Origin of the sequence: Winogradskya consettensis (assembly GCF_018332715.1) — a bacterium.
GTDB classification, from domain to species: Bacteria; Actinomycetota; Actinomycetes; order Mycobacteriales; family Micromonosporaceae; genus Actinoplanes; species Actinoplanes consettensis.
In genome coordinates this window covers 141,029-158,880 of record NZ_BOQP01000011.1, presented here as the reverse complement: position 1 = coordinate 158,880, position 17,852 = coordinate 141,029, and the positions used below count along the sequence as shown (strand labels likewise).

Sequence of the window (17,852 nt, the reverse complement as noted above, 5' to 3'; positions counted from 1 at the left end):
TCAGCCCATCTTCCAGGAAGCGGCCGCGTCCTTGAGCGGGTAGACGAAGACGATGTCTCCCTTCTTGCTCGGCACGTCGAACAGGATGGACGACGTGTACGTGCGCCCGGCCGAGAGCCGCCGGAAGAACGCGCTGTATTCGTCGGGGGGTATGCAGGACCCGCCGTAGGCCGAAGGCAGCCAGGAACCATCCGGCTCCTGGAACCGGAAAGCGAACTCGCTGACGTCCGGCTCGCCCTCGAGCACCTTGAGTTTCAGCTGGACCATCAGGAACCCACCGCGCTCGGGCTTGGGCGAATACGCGTCGCAGGCGGTCTTGCGGAACTTCCCGGCCTTGACCGTGATCTCGAACTTCGAGTTGTCCTCACCCGTCATCACGAAGCCCTGTCCGTTCGCGAGCCGCTGCGGCCCGAACCGCGCCCGGGCCGGATCTGGAGACGCGGACGGCGTCTTGGGAGGCTGCGACCGCGACACCGTAGGGCCGTTGCCGCGGGAGATGGCGACCGTGGCGTCCTCGGACACGTCCTGCCCGTAGGTCCGGACGCTGAGCACGACAACCGCCGCGACCCCGAGCAGAAGCAGCACAATTCCGCCGGCGAAGTACGCCGTGACCCAACCCTTTCCCAGCTTGCGCGGTCCGCGGCCGATCCGGACGGGCTTGTTCGCTACCGCTGGGACCGGAGCCGTCGTCAACTCGCCGGGCCCGCCCTGGCCCGGGTCCAGGCGCGGCGTCAGCCAATCCGTCACCGCGGCCCTGGGGAACGACGGCGCGGGAGCGGGCGCCGCCGAATCGTCGAGCTGCAGATCAGCAGGGTTGCCCAGGGCCGGGTCGGGGCGCTCGGCATCGGCGCGGCCCACATCGGACCGCTCGCCGGATGTTGCGACTTCAGCCCCGGCCCAGGGGTCGGCTGCCGCTGCCTCGTTCCTGGCCTCATCCGCGGCTTCCGCGGCACCGTCGGCCCGCGCCGGCTGCGTGTCGTCGAGCGGCTGGACGGACTCGGTGCCCTCCCCCGACGAGGCATCCCCAGGCTGGGCGTCCCGGAGTTGGTCGACCACCGGGTGGGCAACGCCGGGCTGGGCACCCTTGGGCTGGACATCCCTGGGCTGGGCGTCCCTGGGATGGGCATTCCGGGGCTGGGCATCCCGGGGCGTGGCAACGTCGTGCGGCTTCTTCGTCACGGCGACTGTCCTCCTCGGTCGGTGCGGGGTGGCGGGGTGCGGGTGCGGCAGCTTCAGCGGCTTCAGCGGCTTCAGCGGCTGATGAGAGGGCAGCATAAGCGGGATTGAGAAACCTTCGCGACCCGCCTGTGGACAACGCGAACCGGCGTGCCAGCCTGTGGATAACTTCCGCAGAAACCTTCAAACACTCGTACACTTGTTCGAATGAAGGTCAATTACGCACCCGCCCTCAGCGCCGCTCTCGCCTACGCCCGGCACGGCATCCCCGTCCTGCCGGTGCACTCGCCCGGCCCGGGCGGCACCTGCTCCTGCGAGCGGCCGGAGTGCGACCGCCCCGGCAAGCATCCCCGCCTGCGGCACGGCCTGATCGACGCCAGCATCGACCCCCACCGGATAGAGATGTGGTGGCTGCGCTGGCCCGATGCGAATGTCGGCCTCCGCACGGGATTCGCGATGGACGTCGCCGACGTCGACTCCGCGCTCGGCTGGCACGGCCTGCGCCACCTCCTCGGCGGCGCGATGCCCCCGGGACCGCAGGTCCGCACGGGGGGCGGCTGGCACTTCTGGTTCCCACCCCTTGGGCACGGTAACCGCGTCCGCCTTCTCCCCGGAGTCGACTGGCGCGGCGCCGGAGGCTATGTGGTGGCTCCACCTTCTCGCCACGCGTCGGGCGCCACCTACCACTGGGTGGTGCGCCCGAATGTCGAGCTGCCCGCCACGCCGACAGCGCTGGAGAAGCTGATCGCGGGCCCCGAGCCCCCATCCCGAGGCCCACTCATCCACCACCGGCCTCCAGCGCAGGGCGACTCAGCAAAGGTGGCCGAGCGCGGGACAGATGTGGGCCGCGACAATTGGAAGGGGGATCACGACACCGACACCGCTGCCCGCCGTGACGGCAGACGCGATCGAGAGCACCGGCCAGGCATCGACGAGGCAGCCGGCCGGTTGACGATTGCGCACCCCGACAGATATGCGGCGGTCGCCGTCGCAGCCGAGACCGATCGGGTCGCCCGAGCACCGGTGGGCACGAGGAACGACACCCTGAACCGGGCGGCGTTCGCGCTGGGGCGCCTGGTCGGTGCCGGCCTGCTCGACGCCGCCACGGTCGTGCGAGATCTGACCGCGGCAGCGGCATGGTCGGGCCTGGGACGAGCGGAGACCATCCGGACGATCCGCTCCGGACTGACCGCGGGCCGCCGCACACCTCTAGCCGATCGGGCTCCCGTTGTCGCACCCGCCATTGCCGACGGCCAGCACACCCGGCCACCGCAGATACGCGCCGATGGCCGGCTCACCCAGCCATCGCAGGAACGACCCGGCCCGCACGGACAACAACTCCGCAGGGCCTCCCGGGAAAGGTGGGGAAAGCACTCAGAAAGCGGGCAGGATCGCGTGGCGTAGTTCGTGCGTTACCGCCAGGATAGGGACGTGACCGATCGAGAGACGCCGAAGTCTTACCACGTGGAGATGAGCCTGCCCGTCGGACGCGACGAGGTCTGGGACGCCGTTACGCAGCCCGGCGTGCTGCGGCAATGGTTCGGGTGGGACTACGACGAGTTGGACGCCGAGATCCAGCACATCTTTGTGAACGAGGCGACGCTCCGGGCCCCCGAGCGCATGGGCTGGGCCGACGGTTCCTATCTGGAGGTGATCGGCGACGACGACAACACCCTGGTGCGGGCAGTGCGGGAGGGGTCTTCCGCCGAGCCCGAGCGGTACGACGCGGTTGAGGAGGGATGGCGAGCCTTCCTGCAGCAGTTGCGATACCTACTGATCGAACGACCGAAGGGGGCGCGGCGAACCATCTACCTGACCGGCGCGAGCACCTGGCGTCAGGTGCTGGCCACAGCCGGCGGACAACCCGCAAACCAGGGCAGCCGGTTGACAACTCTGACCGACGCGGACGGTCACCTCGTGGTGATCAGCGGCCGGGAGCCGCGTACCAGCCGTGGCGCCGGGCGGATGGAGATAACAATCTCCACCTACGGCCTGGACGACGCCGCCTTCGAGCTGACCCGCAAACGCTGGGCCGAGCGCTGGACACCCCTGGCCCGCAACGCCCAGGTCACCACCGCGGACACCCCCGCCCCCTGACCAGTACCGAAACACCGGCCGCTACCCGAAACACCGGCCGGTACCCGGAACACCGCCCATCACCGCCCACCCCGGACCGACACGGGACCGGTCGACGGCCGAATCCCTGGCCCGGGCCGATGTGGGGCAGAGGATGAGGAGGGCGAGGCCGCAGAGGGCGTCGCCACAGATAGGCGTCGCCACAGAAGGTGAGCGGGTCGACGTCGGCGAATCGCCGCGGTGTGCGGCCTGGAAGAGCCGAGCGCACCGCAGAGCCGAGCGCACCGCAGAGCCGAGCGGGCAGCAGAGCCGAGCGGGTTAACGCTGACGCACGCCGCGGTGTCCGGCCCGATGGAGACGTGCGGCTCGATGGAGACGTGCGGCCCCATCGAGGCGTCCGGCTCGATGGGGACATGAGGCATCGGAAGGGCGTGCGGCCTGTGGGGGCGTACGGCCTGGTGGGGGCGTACGGCCTGGTGGGGGTCGAGCAGGCCACAGAGGGTGCGCGGTCGTCGTCGGCGCAATCGCAGCGCCGCGGCCTGCGGCCTGCATGCGGCCCGGTAGAGAAGGTGCGCCCCGGGAGCAGCCGGGTAGGCGACAAAACGGAGAGGCCGCTGGGGGTGAGCCGGCGAAATGTGAGACCGCGGAGGGTCCGGCCGCGGAGGGTCCGGCGCGGTCTGGGCGGAAGAGGATCAGTGAGGTCAGCAGGGGCGGGGAGGCTGGGTGGGTGACAGACTGGCGGGGCGCTTGTTGCGGTGGGGGCAGGGCGGGGACCTGCGGTGGCGTGGCTGATTCGTGTCATCGTGGCGGGCGTGGGGTATGGGGTGGGCGGGTAGCCTGGTTGATCGGATGGGCGCCGGGGGGCGACTTGGGGAGGGAGCATGGCCGAGGTCGGCGACGGTGGGGTGCGGGGGGTTGGGGGGCTTTCTGACCCTGCGAGGCTTCGGTCGCTTCGGCAGGTTTCTGCGGGGCCTGAGCCTGACGCTGCTTTTGACCGGTTCGCGTCTTTGGTGCAGCGGATGCTGGGGGTGCCGGTAGCTCTGGTGTCGCTGGTGGATGACCTTCGCCAGTTCTTCCCGGGGCAGGTCGGGTTGCCGGAGCCTTGGGCGGGGAAGCGGGAGACTCCGCTCAGCCATTCGTTCTGCCAGCATGTGGTGACCGAGGGCGTGGCGAAGGTTTTTCCGGATGCTCGGATCTATGCGCAGGTGCGGGACAATCTGGCGATCCCGGATCTCGGGGTTGTGGCGTATGCGGGGATTCCGCTGAACGATGCCGAGGGTCGCACGCTCGGGTCGCTGTGTGCCATTGATACCAAGCCTCGGGCGTGGACCAAGGCTGAGTTGTCGATTCTGACCGACCTCGCTGAGGCCTGCGCTTCCGAGCTGCGGTTGCGGATCGCCCGGGAGGTGGCCGACGAGGCGCGGCGTCATGCGGAGACCGCTCATGCTCAGTTGGCGATGCAGGCGGAGCTGACCGAGGCTTTTGCGCGGACGCTGGACATCGATGAGGGGATGCGGCAGCTCGCTGAGGGGGTTGTGCCACGGCTTGCCGATTGGTGCCTGGTCGCTCTGGTGAGTCCTGACGGTGGCGTTCGGCATGTGGCCGGGGCGCATCGGGACGCGGAGGCGCAGGCTGACATAGATCGGTTCGCCGAGCTCATGGTGTCCCAGCTACTGCCGGGGTCGGCGGTGCTCACCGTGCAGCGGTCCGGGATGTCCATCCGCCGCAGTGCCGAGACCTCCGAAGCGTTGCTCTCCCGGGCCAACGATCCGGCGATGGCCACGATCGCCGAGCGGCTCGGGTATGCGTCCTTCGTCGTTGTTCCCGTGACCGCTCCGGTCAGTGGCGAGATGCTCGGGTCCATCACGTTCGTGAACGGGCCGGGGCGGCCGGAATTCACCGAGGCCGAGGAGCGGACGGCGCTCGACATCGCGCGGCGGGCCGGGCTTTCGATCGACAACAACCGGCTCTACCGGCAGCAGCGGCATGTGGCCGAGGTTCTGCAGCACAGCCTGCTGACCGAGCTGCCGACGATTGCGGGGATGGAGCTGCACGCCCGTTACCTGCCGGCGCAGGACGGCGCCGCGGTCGGTGGTGACTGGTACGACGCGTTCGCCCAGCCCGATGGGACCGTGATGCTCGCCGTGGGCGATGTCTCCGGGCATGACATCGAGGCCGCAGCAGGGATGGGGCAGCTTCGCAACCTGGTGCGCGGTGACGCGTACGGCCGGGAGGACAGCCCTGGTCATCTGCTGTCCCAACTGGACCGGGCGATGCGGGGGCTGAACGTCCGCACGGCGGCCACCGCGATTCTGGCCCGGGTCAGAGGCTACGAGGTGGAGTTCGCGAACGCGGGCCATCCGCCGCCGCTGCTTCTGCGCCCGGACGGCACCGTCGACGTGTGGTGGGAGAAACCGGAACCGCTGCTCGGGCTCGCGCCGCTCGGTAATCGCAGCACACACCGGCGCACGGTTCCGGCCGGTTCGACGCTGGTGCTCTACACCGACGGGCTGATCGAGGATCCCGCGAGGATTCTCGACGACGGCATCGAGCGTATCGAGCAGTGCCTGCGGGACAACGCCGACCTGCCCGGCGAGGAGCTCTGCAATCTCCTGATCGGAGCGGCCGCCCGCCGCGCCGACGACACCGCCCTGCTACTGATCCGGGTCCTGTAAGAAAGCGCCCGGCGGGGAAGGGTCCGGCAGGGAAGGACCCGGCAGGGAAGGGTCCGGCAAGGAAGCGTCCGGCAGGTCTGAAACCGAGAAGGGAACGGGCGGACCGCCGTGCGTCCACGGGGTCTGGTCGGGTTCGGGGAAGGCGCCGCCGGGCCGGTAAGCCTCGCTCAAGGTGGTAAGCAGCAGCCGCTCCCCCACCTCGGGCACGCTGCCGGGCTCGGCGACCATTTTCCGGCCCATCCCGCCGGACAGCTCCAGCAGGACTTCCGACTTCGAGGCGGCGGAGGCGTCAAGCCGCGTGACCGAGATGACCTTGGCTTTCTGGCTGGGCCGGGACGGGGAGGTCAGGACGGCCCCAGCGGCGACGCCGACCGGCTCCGTGGTGACCACCATGATCCGGGGGCGTAGGACCGGTCGTTTTCCCGTGTCGTCGATCCGGTCGGCCTTGGCGAGCGTGACCTCGCCCGCGAACGCCGCTCCCGACAGCCGGTATTCGGCCATGACGAGGGGATCGTCGAACGCGCGCTGGACGGCGTACCTGGTGGCTGCGTTTTCGAGCCGGGAAAGCCGGGCCGCGGCAGCGACCGCGCCGTCCCGCCGAGGCTGCGGCGGACCGCCCTCCTCGAGGTGCTGCACGAAGGCCGAGTAGGCATCGCGGTCGCTGTCCCATCGCCCGGCGACCCGACCGGCGACCGGGAGTGTCCGCAGCAGATCGAGCGCCCGCCACAGCAGATCCCACGTCGGCAGGAGCTGGCCGCGAAGCGCGGCGGAAAGCTCAGAGACGGCAGGCGACGCGGAGGACAGCAACGGCGCGAGGATGTGGTTGTCGAACGACGGGTCGGTCGCCGGGCCCGCGGGCGGGGTGAGCGACGGATCCTCCGCCGCGGCTGCGGCCTCGAAAACGGTCATCCCCGGCGGGGGTGCGAGCCACCCCATCAGGGCCGCGAGCTGGGCGTCCTCGGCACCGCTCTGCCCGGTCGCCCAGTGTGACGACAGCGCCTGTACGCCGTTGAGCAGCAACGACGACCCCGCCATCTCCGCCGACGAGGCGAAGAACGTGAGCCACCGCCCGAGCAGCGGCACCGAGGCGGGGACGGCGTACTCGCCTTCGGTGGTGCGGAACCGCGTGGAACGACCGAAGAGTTTCAGGAAGTCGACGCCGCCCGGGTTCGGCACCCAGAGCTGCGGCGCGTCCGTGAACCGGTATCGCACGTCGCGCCCGCGGTCGACCGCGACGGCCTCGGTCTGGCCGGTGAACGAGTCCACATAGCCGATCAGGATCGCGGCGAGCTCGGCGGCGAAGGCGAACCGGTCGTCGCGGTTGCGGGGCTGGGCGACGACGAGCAGCCGGGGGTTGTCGCGGTCGGTGCCGACCATCGCGGCGAGCGGGGCGTTCGCCTCGCCGGCCATGGCGTACGGGATGAGGATCAGTGGGCGCTCGTGCAGGTGCAGGTGGCGCACGGTGGCCAGGGGCTGGGCGCGGGCCTCGGCGAACGCCTGCGCGCGGGCGAGCGCGGTGAGCGTACTCATAGGATCTCGGCGCGCAGGCGGGCAGCTGCCTGGAGCAACGCCGCGGCCTCGACCTGCTCCTCGGTGGGTGTGCGGGTGCCGGCTGCCAGCTCGAGCACTTCCGCGATGGTTTCGACGCCGCCGAGCGCGTCGCGGACCGGCCGGCCCAGCGCCGCGGTGTGCCCGGCCGACTCGTGCCGGCAGAAGACCGCGAGCTCGCAGGTCGAGAGGCATTCCGGCGCGTAACGGGCCTCGACGGCGTGCAGCGACGCGACAAGGTCGGCGGGCGGCATCGCCATGTCAAAGCTGACCCCCGGCGGCAGCGCGGCGGCCAGGTCGGAGACGGACGCGAGCCGGGTGAGCTGGCGGGTCAGCGTGGCGAGCTGTTTGCGGACGTCGATCACCTCGGCCGCGGGCGTCAGCGAGAAGTCCTTCGGGCAGACCAGCACGACGTCATGGCTGACCAGGGCCGGGTCGTGGCCGAGTTCGGCGAGCAGCCGGCGCAGCGCCAGCACGTACACCGCCGCCTGCACCGCAGCCGCCGAGACCTTGGCGCTGTCGGCCTGGCCGTCGACGATCGCGAAGGACTTGATCTCCACGACGTGGAGTTTGCCCTCGACCTGGAACGCGATCAGGTCGGGTTCCAGGAAGACCTGCCGTCCGGCGACGTCGAGGGTCAGCAGCGGGTGGTCGACCAGGGCGGCATTGGCTGCGGCCGCGAGCAATTTACGCGTACGCCCATGGCGCGCACCCAGCGTCGCATCGTCATCGTCACCGAGGTCGTCGTAACTGACCGAGGGCGTATCCAGGCCGAGCACGTCGCGTAGCACCGACAGCAACAGCGCACAGTTGTCGGCCTTGAGCATCGCCTCGAACCCGTTACCGCGGGCCAGCGCGAAGCGTGACTGCCCGAACCCCATCGGGAACCCGATGTGCTGGGCCAGCCGGGGCTTGTCCACCCCGGCCGCGTCGAGCACGGCCCGCCGCGAACAGCCGGGGTTTCCGGTCAGCGCGGCGATCGTCCGGGCGTTGTGCCGCTTGGCGGGAGAATCGCCCCGCAGCCGGTCCAAGCCAGCAGTGGAGAAGCCGGCGGTGGAAGAGCCAGCAGTCACGCGCCGCCCCGCTGATGGGGCAGGCTGTGGATGCCGAAGAGCCGCTGCCGCTCGGGGAGCAGTTCCCAGCGGGAGACGAGCGCGTCGGGGGCGGGCGAGGGGGTGAGCTCGGCCAGCGCGGCGCGGGCGGCGTCGGCGAGCGCCCGGGGGTCGTGCACGAGGAACGCCTCTGCACCGCCCGGCACGTTCTCGGCGAGCCGGCGCAGCAGTGCCATGGCGGCGATGCCGGCACTCGCCCGGATGATCACGAACTCGGCGATCCGGGCCACCGCAGCCAGGGCGTCGGCGCGCGCCTGCCGGGGCGACACCAGCCGGCGGGCCACCGACCAGCCGGAGAGCGTGATCAGGCCGCGGGCCGCCGACAGGTCGTGATGCAGAGCGGGGACGATCCGGTACGCCGTGCACACGTCGGGATCGTAGTTACGCTCCTCGTCCCGCAGATCGGCGGCGAGATCGGCAACCGCGAGATCCCCGTCGAACAGCGCGCGGTGGACCTCCACGACGAGCCGGGTGGTCGCCGGGGCGCCCAGCAGTACAAGAGCGTGGTGTGCCTGCTCGCGGGTGCCCGGCAGGGTACGAAGAGTGCTCATCGGCAGCGGCTTCCAATGGGGGGTCTCGTTGGCGGATCGACCTTAGATCCTCTTACAACGACGTGGCAATGGCGGGATGACGCACCACGTTTCACCCACGGGAGGCGAAAAACCCCCGCATATCGGACTGACGCTGCCGGGCGCGCTACGTTCGGGGTATGCCGAAGGCCATCTGGAACGACGAGATCATCGCCGAGAGCGACGACACCGTGGTTATCGAGGGGAACATCTACTTCCCTCGGTCGTCCCTGCGCGAGGACGTGCTGCGCCCGTCGGATACGCATTCCGTCTGCGTATGGAAGGGCAAGGCCTCCTACTACACCCTCGAAGCCAACGGACACGTCAGCGAGGACGCCGTCTGGTACTACCCGGAGCCGAAGCCGGACGCGAAGGCCGTCATCGACCGGGTCGCCTTCTGGAAAGACGTCAAAGTAGAAGCCTGATCCACCGACAGAGCCCGGCGCGGGTCCTTCTCAGCCCGCGCCGGCTAGCCGATGCGCGGGTGCGCGTCCTCGATGGCGTCCACCTCGAGATAGTCGAGCATGTCCTTGCGCTCCGCGTCGTCCAGCGCCCCGAACGCCTCGTAGGCGCAGGAACGGGCGTGCGGCGTCTCCGCCGCCAGCAGTGCGATGATCGCCGACCAGGCCAGTGAGACCCGGTCGAAGAGCCGGGCGTGGCGCAGCGACGTCAGCCGGCTGAGCATGGCCACCTTGGTCGCCGCGTCGTCGTCGTGGGCGATCCGGTCGGAGAGCTCGAACAAAGCCTTGCCCCGGTAGGGGTGCTCCGCCTCGATCATGCGCGCCAGCTCGGCGTTGTCCATCTGGTCGACGGCCGGGGCCGGCCCGCGCCGGGGCAGCCGCGGCCGGGGGTCCTCAGCGGGCACGGCTGTCGCGCCCGCTCTCGAACCCCACACCCGGCGCCTGCTGAGGCAGCGTCGGCACGCTCTGGAACGCGGGGAACGGCGGCGCGGGCATCACCGGGGTGGCGGTGGGGTCGTCGGCAGGCTCGTCTCCCTCAACCTCGGGGGAATGGCGCACCTGCTCTCCGGTCTTCCCGTCTCGGCCCAGCACAGTTTGTCCTCCGTTGCCGACTTTTTGGTATTGGCGTCCTATGAGATCACGGCGCGACGGTGACGGCGACCCCACCCTGGGACACGCCCGGACATCACCCGACCCGGCGACCGCCGTAATGTGGCGGCAATACATTGATCGTTGCTGGCAGGCAAATAGGACTGTGCGAGAAGTCGAGAAGCAGGGCAGTGCGACAGTGCCTGCGAGCGACGAGGACACCGAAGAAGGTAGGGCGGGCGTGGACGGGGCCGTGAACACCACGGGTGCGACGCCGGAATGGCGCTCCGCGATGATCGACGTCTCCGGGCTGTCGATCGGCGACCTGACCTCGAAGGTTACCTCCGTTCCCGGTGGTGACGCAGCCGATGACACCGACGGGGCCACGAACGGTAACGCCCTGGCGCACTGCCTGCGCCGGCTGGCCGACGACCTGGCGAACCCGGGCGAGCCGATCGCCGGCTTCAACTCGGCCCTCTGAGCCCATGAGCACCGCCGCACTCGCCGACGCCCGTCCGCACCGGCTCAGCGATGCGGCCCTGGCCTCGCTCGGCGCGGGCCGCCCGGACCGGTCGACGATCGCCGAGCTGAAGAAATCCCAGCTCAGCCGCAATCTTCTGCTGCTGCACGAGATCGCCGCGGTGGTCGGCCCGGGACCGCTGACCGACCTGGCCGAGGCCGAACGCGCCAACCCCGCCCGGGTCCGTGAACTCATCGCCCGCCCCCTGTTCGGCGTGTGGGCCGCCAGCTGCCTTCGAGACCTACAAGCAGGCAGAAATCCGGATGTATCGCACCTGACAGACATCGCACGCGCAGCTCGAATCCCGCGTCAACAACCCGACAAAAGCCTCAGAGCAAACCACAACGGCCATTCCATCACCGTACGCGTAGACGACAGCAACCCCCTCCGCGAGAAGCTCGGCCTGCCCCCCGCCCCGCCCCTCGACGCCGAGCAACTGGCCCGCTGGCAGCGCACCTTCACCGAAGCCTGGCGACTCCTGGTGACCAGCGTCCCCGCCGACGCCGAGGTCCTCGCCACCGTGCTCGACTGCGTCGTCCCGGTGCTGCCCGACCCCGCGGCGCGCGGCATCAGCGCCACGTCAGCCGACGCGTTCGGGGCGGTGGCGATCTCCGAACCGGCCGACGCCACAGCGCTCGCCGTGGGGCTGCTGCACGAGACCCAGCACAGCATCCTGAACGCGGTCCAGTACCTCTTCGACCTGCTCGACAAGCCGGCGACGCTCGGTTACTCCCCCTGGCGTGACGATCCGCGACCGGCCTCCGGAATCCTGCACGGTGCGTACGCGTATCTCACCGTCACCAGGTTCTGGCGTACGCGCAGCACCGACCCGCTGGCCCAGTTCGAGTTCGCGCGGTGGCGGGCGGCGGTCAGCGACGCGGCGGGCGGGCTGCGGGACCTGACCCCGGCCGGCGCGCGGTTCGTCGCCGCGCTGACCGCCGAGGTGCGTCCCTGGCTCGACGAACCGGTGGATCCCGGGGTGCTGCGGCTGGCCGGGAGCGCGAACAGGGACCACTACCTGCGCTGGCGGCTGCGCAACCGCCACGTCGACCCGGCCGGCGCGCGGGAGCTGCGGCGGGCATGGCACGCGGGAGAGGCGAGGCCGAACGTCACCTCCGAGCTGCGGCCGGCACCGAAACGGGCCCTGGAGGCGAGCGCCCGCCTCGACCTGACCCACCGATTCCTGCGCGGCGACCCGCTGACCGGGCCGAGGGGCGAGCCACTGACCGGGTCGGACGGCGATGTGGCCTACGTGCGGGGGGACGCGGCTGCGGCGCTCCGGGCGTACCCGGATGATTGGGTGGGGTTGATCCTGGCCGGGGGTTTTGATGTCGCCCCGGAGCTCGCGGCGGTCCTCAGTGACGAGCCCGACAGGCTCGCGATCCTCGGGTGGCTTTCCTAAGGTCCGGCGCCGGCGGGTCGATGTTGGCACCCGTTGGAGGTGAGGCATGAGCCGGAGCGGTGCCATGGATCAGGTACGTCGCTGTGTCGACGTGACCATGATCTTCACTTCGCTGCTGCTGCTGTCGTGGCCTGCGATCTTCGAGGACGTGGTCGCCGGGACATCGGGGGCGCGAGGTCTGATCATCGGCGTGGCCACCGTGGTGGTGCTCGGCATCGGCGTGATCGTCCTCGCGAGGCGCTGGCCGATGCTCGGCTACGCACCCGCCGCGTCCGCCGTGATCATGGCGGGCTTCTGGTTCGGGCGGCACGGTTCGATCAGCCCCGCGCTGACCTGGCTCACCATCGCCGTCGCCGCGGTCATCCTGATCCGGCAGTTCCTCGGCCAGCGCACGAACGACGGTCTGGTCCGGGATCTCACCCGGCAGCGGGCCCAGCTCGCGCGGCAGGCGTTCCGGGACCCGCTCACCGAGCTCGGCAACCGCAAGCTCTTCATGGACCACGCGACCGACGCCCTCGCGGACGCCGACGACACGATGACCGCCGTTCTCCTGTTCGACCTGGACGGGTTCAAAGAGGTCAACGACACCTACGGGCACGCCACCGGCGACGAGATGCTGCGCACGGCGGCCGAGCGGCTCAACGCGAACGTCCGCGGCAACGACACCGTCTCCCGCCTCGGCGGCGACGAGTTCATCGTGCTGCTCCCCCGGCTGACCGACGACACGATCGCGGACACCGTGGCGAACCGGATCCTGCGCGACCTGGCCCAGCCCCTCGTGATCGGCGAGACCGTGCTGACCATCCCGGCCAGCGGCGGCATCGCGATCACCCGTGGCAGCGGCATGCACCTCGACGACCTCATGCGCGAGGCGGACCTGGCTCTCTACCAGGCGAAGGCCGACGGCAAGGGGGTGGCGCGGCGCTTCGACCCGGCCCAGTTCGCCGAGGCGGAGGCTCGCCGGCGCGAGGAGAACGACCTGCGCCGCGCGCTGGACGCGGGCGAGTTCGAGGTCCACTACCAGCCCATCGTGCACCTCAACGGCGAGCGTACGGTCGGCGTCGAGGCCCTCGTGCGCTGGAACCACCCCGAACGGGGTCTCCTGCCGCCGGCGGCGTTCCTGGATCTGGCGGAGGCGCTGGGTCTGCTGCCCCGGCTCGGCGGCTGGGTCCTCGAACAAGCGTGCCGGCAGGCGGCGGTCTGGCAGGCGCAGGAGCCCGGCTTCGAGCTCAACGTCAACCTGTCGGCCAGCCAGCTCGGCAACCCGGACCTGATCGACGAGGTCCGCGACATCCTGGACCGCACCGGTCTGCCGCCGTCGCTGCTGGTCCTGGAGCTGACCGAGTCGGTCGCGCTGGTCGACCTGATCGAGTCGGCGCGGGTCCTGGGCGCCCTGAAGAGCCTCGGGGTGCGGATCGCGCTCGACGACTTCGGCACCGGCTTCTCGTCGCTGAGCCACCTCGGCGCGCTCCCGGTCGACGTCGTGAAGATCGACAAGTCGTTCGTCCAGGCCATGCAGGAGAGCAACGGCGCGTCGGTGGCCGAGGCCGTGCTGCAGATCGCGCGTACGTTCAACCTGGCCCCGGTCGCCGAGGGCGTCGAGGACGCGGAGCAGGCATCCCGGCTGCGCGAGCTGAACTGCGCCCAGGCCCAGGGCTACCACTTCGCCAAGCCGATGCCGGCCGGCGACCTCACGGCCCTGCTGCACCGCCAGTCCGCGCTGTCCAACTGAGAACCCGCCGAGCAGGCAGGTCCTGCGGCGGGTCGCCGGTTCACCAGGCCCGGCGACCCACCGCAGGGGGTCTCACCAGCCGTTGCCGATCTGTGCCCGGCCGGCCGCGCTGTAGCCGCGCTTCGACTCACCGAGGTAGACCCACAGCCGTCCGGTGTTGTCGCGGGTCAGAATGTCCTGGTGGTGGTCGGCGTCCCAGTCGGCGATGTCCGCGAACGTGTAGGCGTTCCACCCGTTGCCGATCTGGACGCGCGCGGCGCTGCTGTAACCGCGCTTCGACTCGCCCGGGTAGAGCCACAGCCGTCCGGCCTTGTCGCGCGTGACGATGTCGGGATGGTGGTCGCCGTCCCAGTCGGCGACGTCCGCGAACGTGTACGAGCTCCAGCCGTTGCCGATCTGCGCGCGCGGGATGCTGCTGTAGCCACGGTGCGACTGCCCCGGGTAGAGCCACAACCTGCCGGCCTTGTCCCGGGCGACGATGTCCTGGTTGCCGTCGGTGTCCCAGTCCTCGACCCCGGCCACCGTGTAGTCGGTCCAGCCGTTGCCGATCTGCACCCGCCCGGCACCGCTGTAACCCCGCTTCGACTCGCCGAGGTAGAGCCACAACCTCCCCGAGCTGTCCCGGGTGACGATGTCCTGATGACCGTCGTGGTCCCAGTCGGCGATCCCGGCCAGGGTGAATCCGTTCCAGCCGTTGCCGATCTGGACCCGGGACTGCGAGCTGTAACCCCGCCGGGACTCACCCGGGTACAACCACAGCCGGCCGCTGCTGTCCCGGGCGATGACGTCCTGATGACCGTCGGCGTCCCAGTCCGCGACCCCGGCGAAGCTGTAACCCGGTGTGTACGCCGCAGCCGGCGAGCCGGCCACCGCGACTCCGCCCGCAGCTACCACCACTGCCGCGACCACCTGCAGGAACTTGCTTGACGTGCTGTTCATGACCGTTCCCCCGTTGTCGTCGTTCGCCACGGAAAGTGGCGCTGACGTTCACCGAGAGTAGGGACCGTCGGGTGAAATCCCCGTCAAGTGTCAGGTTCCAGTCAAATCGGACTTTTCGGAGGGCTTTTACAGCGGCGGCAGCTCGATCTCTGTCTCCAGTCGCCGTCCGGCCAGGGCACGCTCCGGCACCGGATGCCCATCGCCGTACACCTTCGCCAGCTCTTCGATCGCAGCCCGCATCGACGACTCGTCGCCGTCGTCCAGCGCCACATTGAACGCGCAGGCGAGCGTGTCCGGGTGGTCGGCGCCGCGAAGGCTCCGTGACCGGTTCAGCGTGTCCAGCGCGATCTCCCGGGCCGGCTGCGCCTCCCCCACCGCGATGAGGTCGGCGGCGAACCCGTTGGCACAGCTGAGCGTGAACGGATGGTCCCGGCCCACGCTGCGCCGCAGCCCGCGCAGCGCCTCGTCGTCGATCGTCCGGGCCTCCACGAACCGGCCGGTGGCACGCACGACCCCGGCCAGGTCGCACGCCGCGGCCAGCGTGAACGGATGCTCGTCGCCGAGCACGGCGTGATAGCGCGCGACGGCCCGTTCCAGCAGCCGGTGCGCCTCGTCGTAGTCGCCGGCATCGCGGGCACAGTTGGCCAGCGACACCACCGCGGCCAGCGTGTCCACGCTCAGGTCGCCGAACTTCTGCCGGTAGAGCTCCACATTGACCGCCGCCCGTTCCCGCGCGTCGGCCTTCCCGGCACGGCGGGCCGCCATCGCCGCGAACCGCCCTGCCCACAACGCCATCGGATGGTCGGCGCCGAGCGCGTCGAAGTGCCCGGAACCGGCGAGCAGCGCTGACGCACCCGCATAGTCGCCCAGCCCGAACAGGTCGAACGCGAGCCCGGCACGCGACGACAGCGTCTCCGGATGCCCCTCGACAAAAATCATCTGCCGCTGCCGCAGCACCTGCTCGTCCAGTGCCCGGGCACCCCGGAAGTCGCCGAGCAGGCGCAGGTCGGCGGCGAGGTTGTTGGCGCAGCGCAGCGCCGTCGGGAAACTCTCGCCGAACAGCCGCCGGTAACGCACGAGGTTGTCCGCGTCGAGCTGCCGGGCCTGGTTGAAATGACCCTGCATCCGCAGGTCGGCGCCGACGCTGTTCGCGGTGGCGAGCGTGGTCTCGTCGTCACCGCCGAGCACGTCACGCTGGGAGCGCAGGGTCTGGGCGTTCAGCGCGCGGGCGTCCGCCGTGCGGCCCACGGCGCGCAGCGCGTTCGCGAGGTGGAACGACACCAGCATGGTCTGCTCGTCGGTCTCGCCGAGGCTGTCCGTCCAGCGGGCCGCCGCCTGCGCGGCCAGGTCGCGGCTGGAGTCGTAGTCGCCGCGGGCGTAGAGAAAGCGCACGCAGTTGATGACCAGCTGACGGATCTCCTCCGAGTCGCCGCCGAGCGCATCGGAGTGGACCAGGTGCGGGACGATGGCCGCATATCTCGGCCAGTGCGCGGGGTTGTCCGGGTCGCCGGGGTCGGCGGCAGCGAGCATGGCGCGGACGGTGCGCAGCATCGCGGCATGCCGCTCCGACGTGAGCTGCTGGCCGAGCATGCCCCGGACCAGCGGATGCACGATCAGCCCGGCGCCGGGCGGATCGAGGTCGGCCAGCCCGTAACGGCCGATGAGCCGGATCGCGGCCTTGAGCCGCCGCTCGATGCGCAACGTCCGGGCCAGCTCCGGCGAGGCCAGCCCACGGGCCGCCCAGAGCAGCTCCCACGACACGGGTGCGCTGGCCAGGAACGCACTGAGCTGCAACAACTCGAAGGCGGCCGGGGACGCCTCGGCGAGCGCATCCGCGGCCAGCCCCCACGCCACCCGGATCGGGGTGGGGAACGCCAGCTCGGCGGCGCGCTCGTCGTAGCGGCGCAGATATTCGTCGATGCTCCACCCGGCGGCGGCCCGGACAGCGGCGGCCTGGTCGAGCGCCATCGGCACGTCGTCGAGGTGCACGGCGAGCCGCTCGGCATCGGTCGCCACCAGCTCGGGGGCCCGGCGGCGCAGAAAGTCCACGCTGTCCGTACGGTCGAAAACGGGGACCGGCATCGCCTGGGCGACCTCCGAGGTCCACCGCGGATTGCGCGAAGTGACCAGCACGTGCCCGGCGCCGCTCGGCAGATAGGGCTTGATGTCCTCGGGCCGGTTGGCATTCTCGAAAACGACCAGCCAGTTGCGGAACGGCTCACCCCGGCTCAGCGCGTCACGCACCGCGCCCAGCGTGCGGTTGATGTCACGCGCCTCGGGCAGCTTCAATTCCTGCGCGAGCCCGACCAGCGCGGCCCGCATCCCCGCGGTCTGCTCGGCGGGAATCCACCACACCAGGTCATAGGTGTCCGCGTAACGGTAGGCGTATTCCACGGCCAACTGGGTACGTCCCGTACCACCGAGCTGGTGATCGGCGGAAGGCAGCAACACCACCGGTCCGTTGCCGAGCAGTCCGCGCATATGGGCGAGCAATTCCTCTCGCCCCACGAACCGCGGATTACGCGGCGGCAGGCCACCCCGGATCGGCACGCCGCTCTCCCCTGATCGTGACTGCTCCGCCGGATAGTGACCGGCCCGGTTACTGTCATGTTCGCGATTACCGTACGTGGAACCATCGCCACTGCGGAAGTTTGTCCCAACGGAAGGCGCCCGGTGACCGAGGAACCAGTGACGAGTCTGGACCGTCAAGCCGACGTGGCAACGGTCGCACTGCACGGCGAGGTCGACGTGCTGAACGTGGACCAGGTGCGAGTTGCGCTGGTGGAGGCCCTGGAGACCCGGCCCCGCTCGGTCGTGGTCGACCTCGCCGATCTGTCCTTCATCGACTCGACCGGGCTCGGCGCGATTATTTTCGGATTTCAGCGCGCCCGCGACGAGGGGATCGGCTTCCAGCTCGCCCATCCGAGCCGTGGCGTACACCAGATTCTCGTCCTGAGCGGATTGCTCGAGGTGGTCGAGATAGTCGAGGTCAAAGAATAGAAGGCAGATGTCGTGCCTGGGTGCATGGTGCTGACCGCAACTCCCGTCGAGGCC

Annotated in this window: 16 protein-coding genes; 8 read left to right on the top strand and 8 right to left on the bottom strand. The window is 70.3% G+C overall.

Annotated elements, in window-relative coordinates; all coding sequences use genetic code 11:
* Window positions 1–1,179, bottom strand: a complete 1,179-nt coding sequence (locus tag Aco04nite_RS13120; protein WP_212997509.1) for a hypothetical protein — start codon at window positions 1,177–1,179, stop codon at window positions 1–3.
* A gap of 204 nt (window positions 1,180–1,383) precedes the next feature.
* Between Aco04nite_RS13120 and Aco04nite_RS13115 the strand changes: the two genes are divergently transcribed.
* The 3 genes from Aco04nite_RS13115 (at window position 1,384) to Aco04nite_RS13105 (ending at window position 5,927) form a co-directional block, all read left to right on the top strand.
* Window positions 1,384–2,580, top strand: coding sequence for a bifunctional DNA primase/polymerase (locus Aco04nite_RS13115; RefSeq protein WP_212997508.1), 1,197 nt, complete (start codon window positions 1,384–1,386; stop codon window positions 2,578–2,580).
* A gap of 27 nt (window positions 2,581–2,607) precedes the next feature.
* On the top strand, window positions 2,608–3,273 hold the full coding sequence (locus Aco04nite_RS13110) for an SRPBCC family protein (RefSeq protein ID WP_212997507.1): 666 nt from the start codon (window positions 2,608–2,610) through the stop codon (window positions 3,271–3,273).
* 860 nt (window positions 3,274–4,133) lie between these two features.
* Window positions 4,134–5,927: a SpoIIE family protein phosphatase gene (locus tag Aco04nite_RS13105; protein WP_212997506.1), complete on the top strand. Its 1,794-nt coding sequence runs from the start codon at window positions 4,134–4,136 to the stop codon at window positions 5,925–5,927.
* Here the strand turns inward: Aco04nite_RS13105 and Aco04nite_RS13100 are convergent.
* From Aco04nite_RS13100 to Aco04nite_RS13090, 3 genes are read right to left on the bottom strand one after another with little or no spacing between them, the layout of a single operon-like run.
* Window positions 5,907–7,457: a hypothetical protein gene (locus tag Aco04nite_RS13100; RefSeq protein WP_244875956.1), complete on the bottom strand. Its 1,551-nt coding sequence runs from the start codon at window positions 7,455–7,457 to the stop codon at window positions 5,907–5,909. The genes Aco04nite_RS13105 and Aco04nite_RS13100 overlap by 21 nt on opposite strands.
* Window positions 7,454–8,506, bottom strand: coding sequence for a hypothetical protein (locus Aco04nite_RS13095; RefSeq protein WP_212997505.1), 1,053 nt, complete (start codon window positions 8,504–8,506; stop codon window positions 7,454–7,456). The genes Aco04nite_RS13100 and Aco04nite_RS13095 overlap by 4 nt, the downstream gene beginning before the upstream one ends.
* A 38-nt stretch (window positions 8,507–8,544) precedes the next feature.
* The gene (locus Aco04nite_RS13090; protein ID WP_212997504.1) at window positions 8,545–9,138 is read right to left on the bottom strand and encodes a hypothetical protein; all 594 of its coding nucleotides are present in this window, start codon (window positions 9,136–9,138) and stop codon (window positions 8,545–8,547) included.
* Between the two features lie 158 nt (window positions 9,139–9,296).
* Here Aco04nite_RS13090 and Aco04nite_RS13085 point away from each other — a divergent pair, with 158 nt between their 5' ends.
* Window positions 9,297–9,581, top strand: coding sequence for a DUF427 domain-containing protein (locus tag Aco04nite_RS13085; protein ID WP_212997503.1), 285 nt, complete (start codon window positions 9,297–9,299; stop codon window positions 9,579–9,581).
* A gap of 44 nt (window positions 9,582–9,625) precedes the next feature.
* Here Aco04nite_RS13085 and Aco04nite_RS13080 read toward each other — a convergent pair whose 3' ends face one another.
* Both Aco04nite_RS13080 and Aco04nite_RS13075 read right to left on the bottom strand, forming a co-directional pair.
* Window positions 9,626–10,021 (bottom strand): hypothetical protein, encoded by a 396-nt coding sequence (locus Aco04nite_RS13080; protein ID WP_244875955.1) that lies wholly within the window; start codon window positions 10,019–10,021, stop codon window positions 9,626–9,628.
* Window positions 10,011–10,208, bottom strand: a complete 198-nt coding sequence (locus Aco04nite_RS13075) for a hypothetical protein (RefSeq protein ID WP_212997502.1) — start codon at window positions 10,206–10,208, stop codon at window positions 10,011–10,013. The genes Aco04nite_RS13080 and Aco04nite_RS13075 overlap by 11 nt, the downstream gene beginning before the upstream one ends.
* 238 nt (window positions 10,209–10,446) lie before the next feature.
* Here Aco04nite_RS13075 and fxsA point away from each other — a divergent pair, with 238 nt between their 5' ends.
* From fxsA to Aco04nite_RS13060, 3 genes are all read left to right on the top strand, one after another.
* Entirely contained in the window at window positions 10,447–10,686 is a 240-nt protein-coding gene (gene fxsA, locus Aco04nite_RS13070; RefSeq protein WP_244875954.1) for an FxSxx-COOH cyclophane-containing RiPP peptide, read from the top strand.
* Window positions 10,687–10,690: 4 nt separating this feature from the next.
* The gene (locus Aco04nite_RS13065) at window positions 10,691–12,127 is read left to right on the top strand and encodes an aKG-HExxH-type peptide beta-hydroxylase (RefSeq protein WP_212997501.1); all 1,437 of its coding nucleotides are present in this window, start codon (window positions 10,691–10,693) and stop codon (window positions 12,125–12,127) included.
* A gap of 64 nt (window positions 12,128–12,191) precedes the next feature.
* Window positions 12,192–13,859, top strand: coding sequence for a putative bifunctional diguanylate cyclase/phosphodiesterase (locus Aco04nite_RS13060; RefSeq protein WP_244875953.1), 1,668 nt, complete (start codon window positions 12,192–12,194; stop codon window positions 13,857–13,859).
* A 72-nt stretch (window positions 13,860–13,931) separates the two neighbouring features.
* Here the strand turns inward: Aco04nite_RS13060 and Aco04nite_RS13055 are convergent, their stop codons facing one another.
* Both Aco04nite_RS13055 and fxsT read right to left on the bottom strand, forming a co-directional pair.
* Window positions 13,932–14,798 (bottom strand): FG-GAP repeat domain-containing protein, encoded by an 867-nt coding sequence (locus Aco04nite_RS13055; RefSeq protein WP_212997499.1) that lies wholly within the window; start codon window positions 14,796–14,798, stop codon window positions 13,932–13,934.
* 126 nt (window positions 14,799–14,924) lie between these two features.
* On the bottom strand, window positions 14,925–17,348 hold the full coding sequence (fxsT, locus tag Aco04nite_RS13050; RefSeq protein WP_212997498.1) for an FxSxx-COOH system tetratricopeptide repeat protein: 2,424 nt from the start codon (window positions 17,346–17,348) through the stop codon (window positions 14,925–14,927).
* A gap of 123 nt (window positions 17,349–17,471) precedes the next feature.
* On the opposite strand from fxsT, the gene Aco04nite_RS13045 reads away from it, so the two are divergent.
* The gene (locus tag Aco04nite_RS13045; RefSeq protein WP_244875952.1) at window positions 17,472–17,798 is read left to right on the top strand and encodes an STAS domain-containing protein; all 327 of its coding nucleotides are present in this window, start codon (window positions 17,472–17,474) and stop codon (window positions 17,796–17,798) included.
* Window positions 17,799–17,852 lie beyond the last annotated feature (54 nt).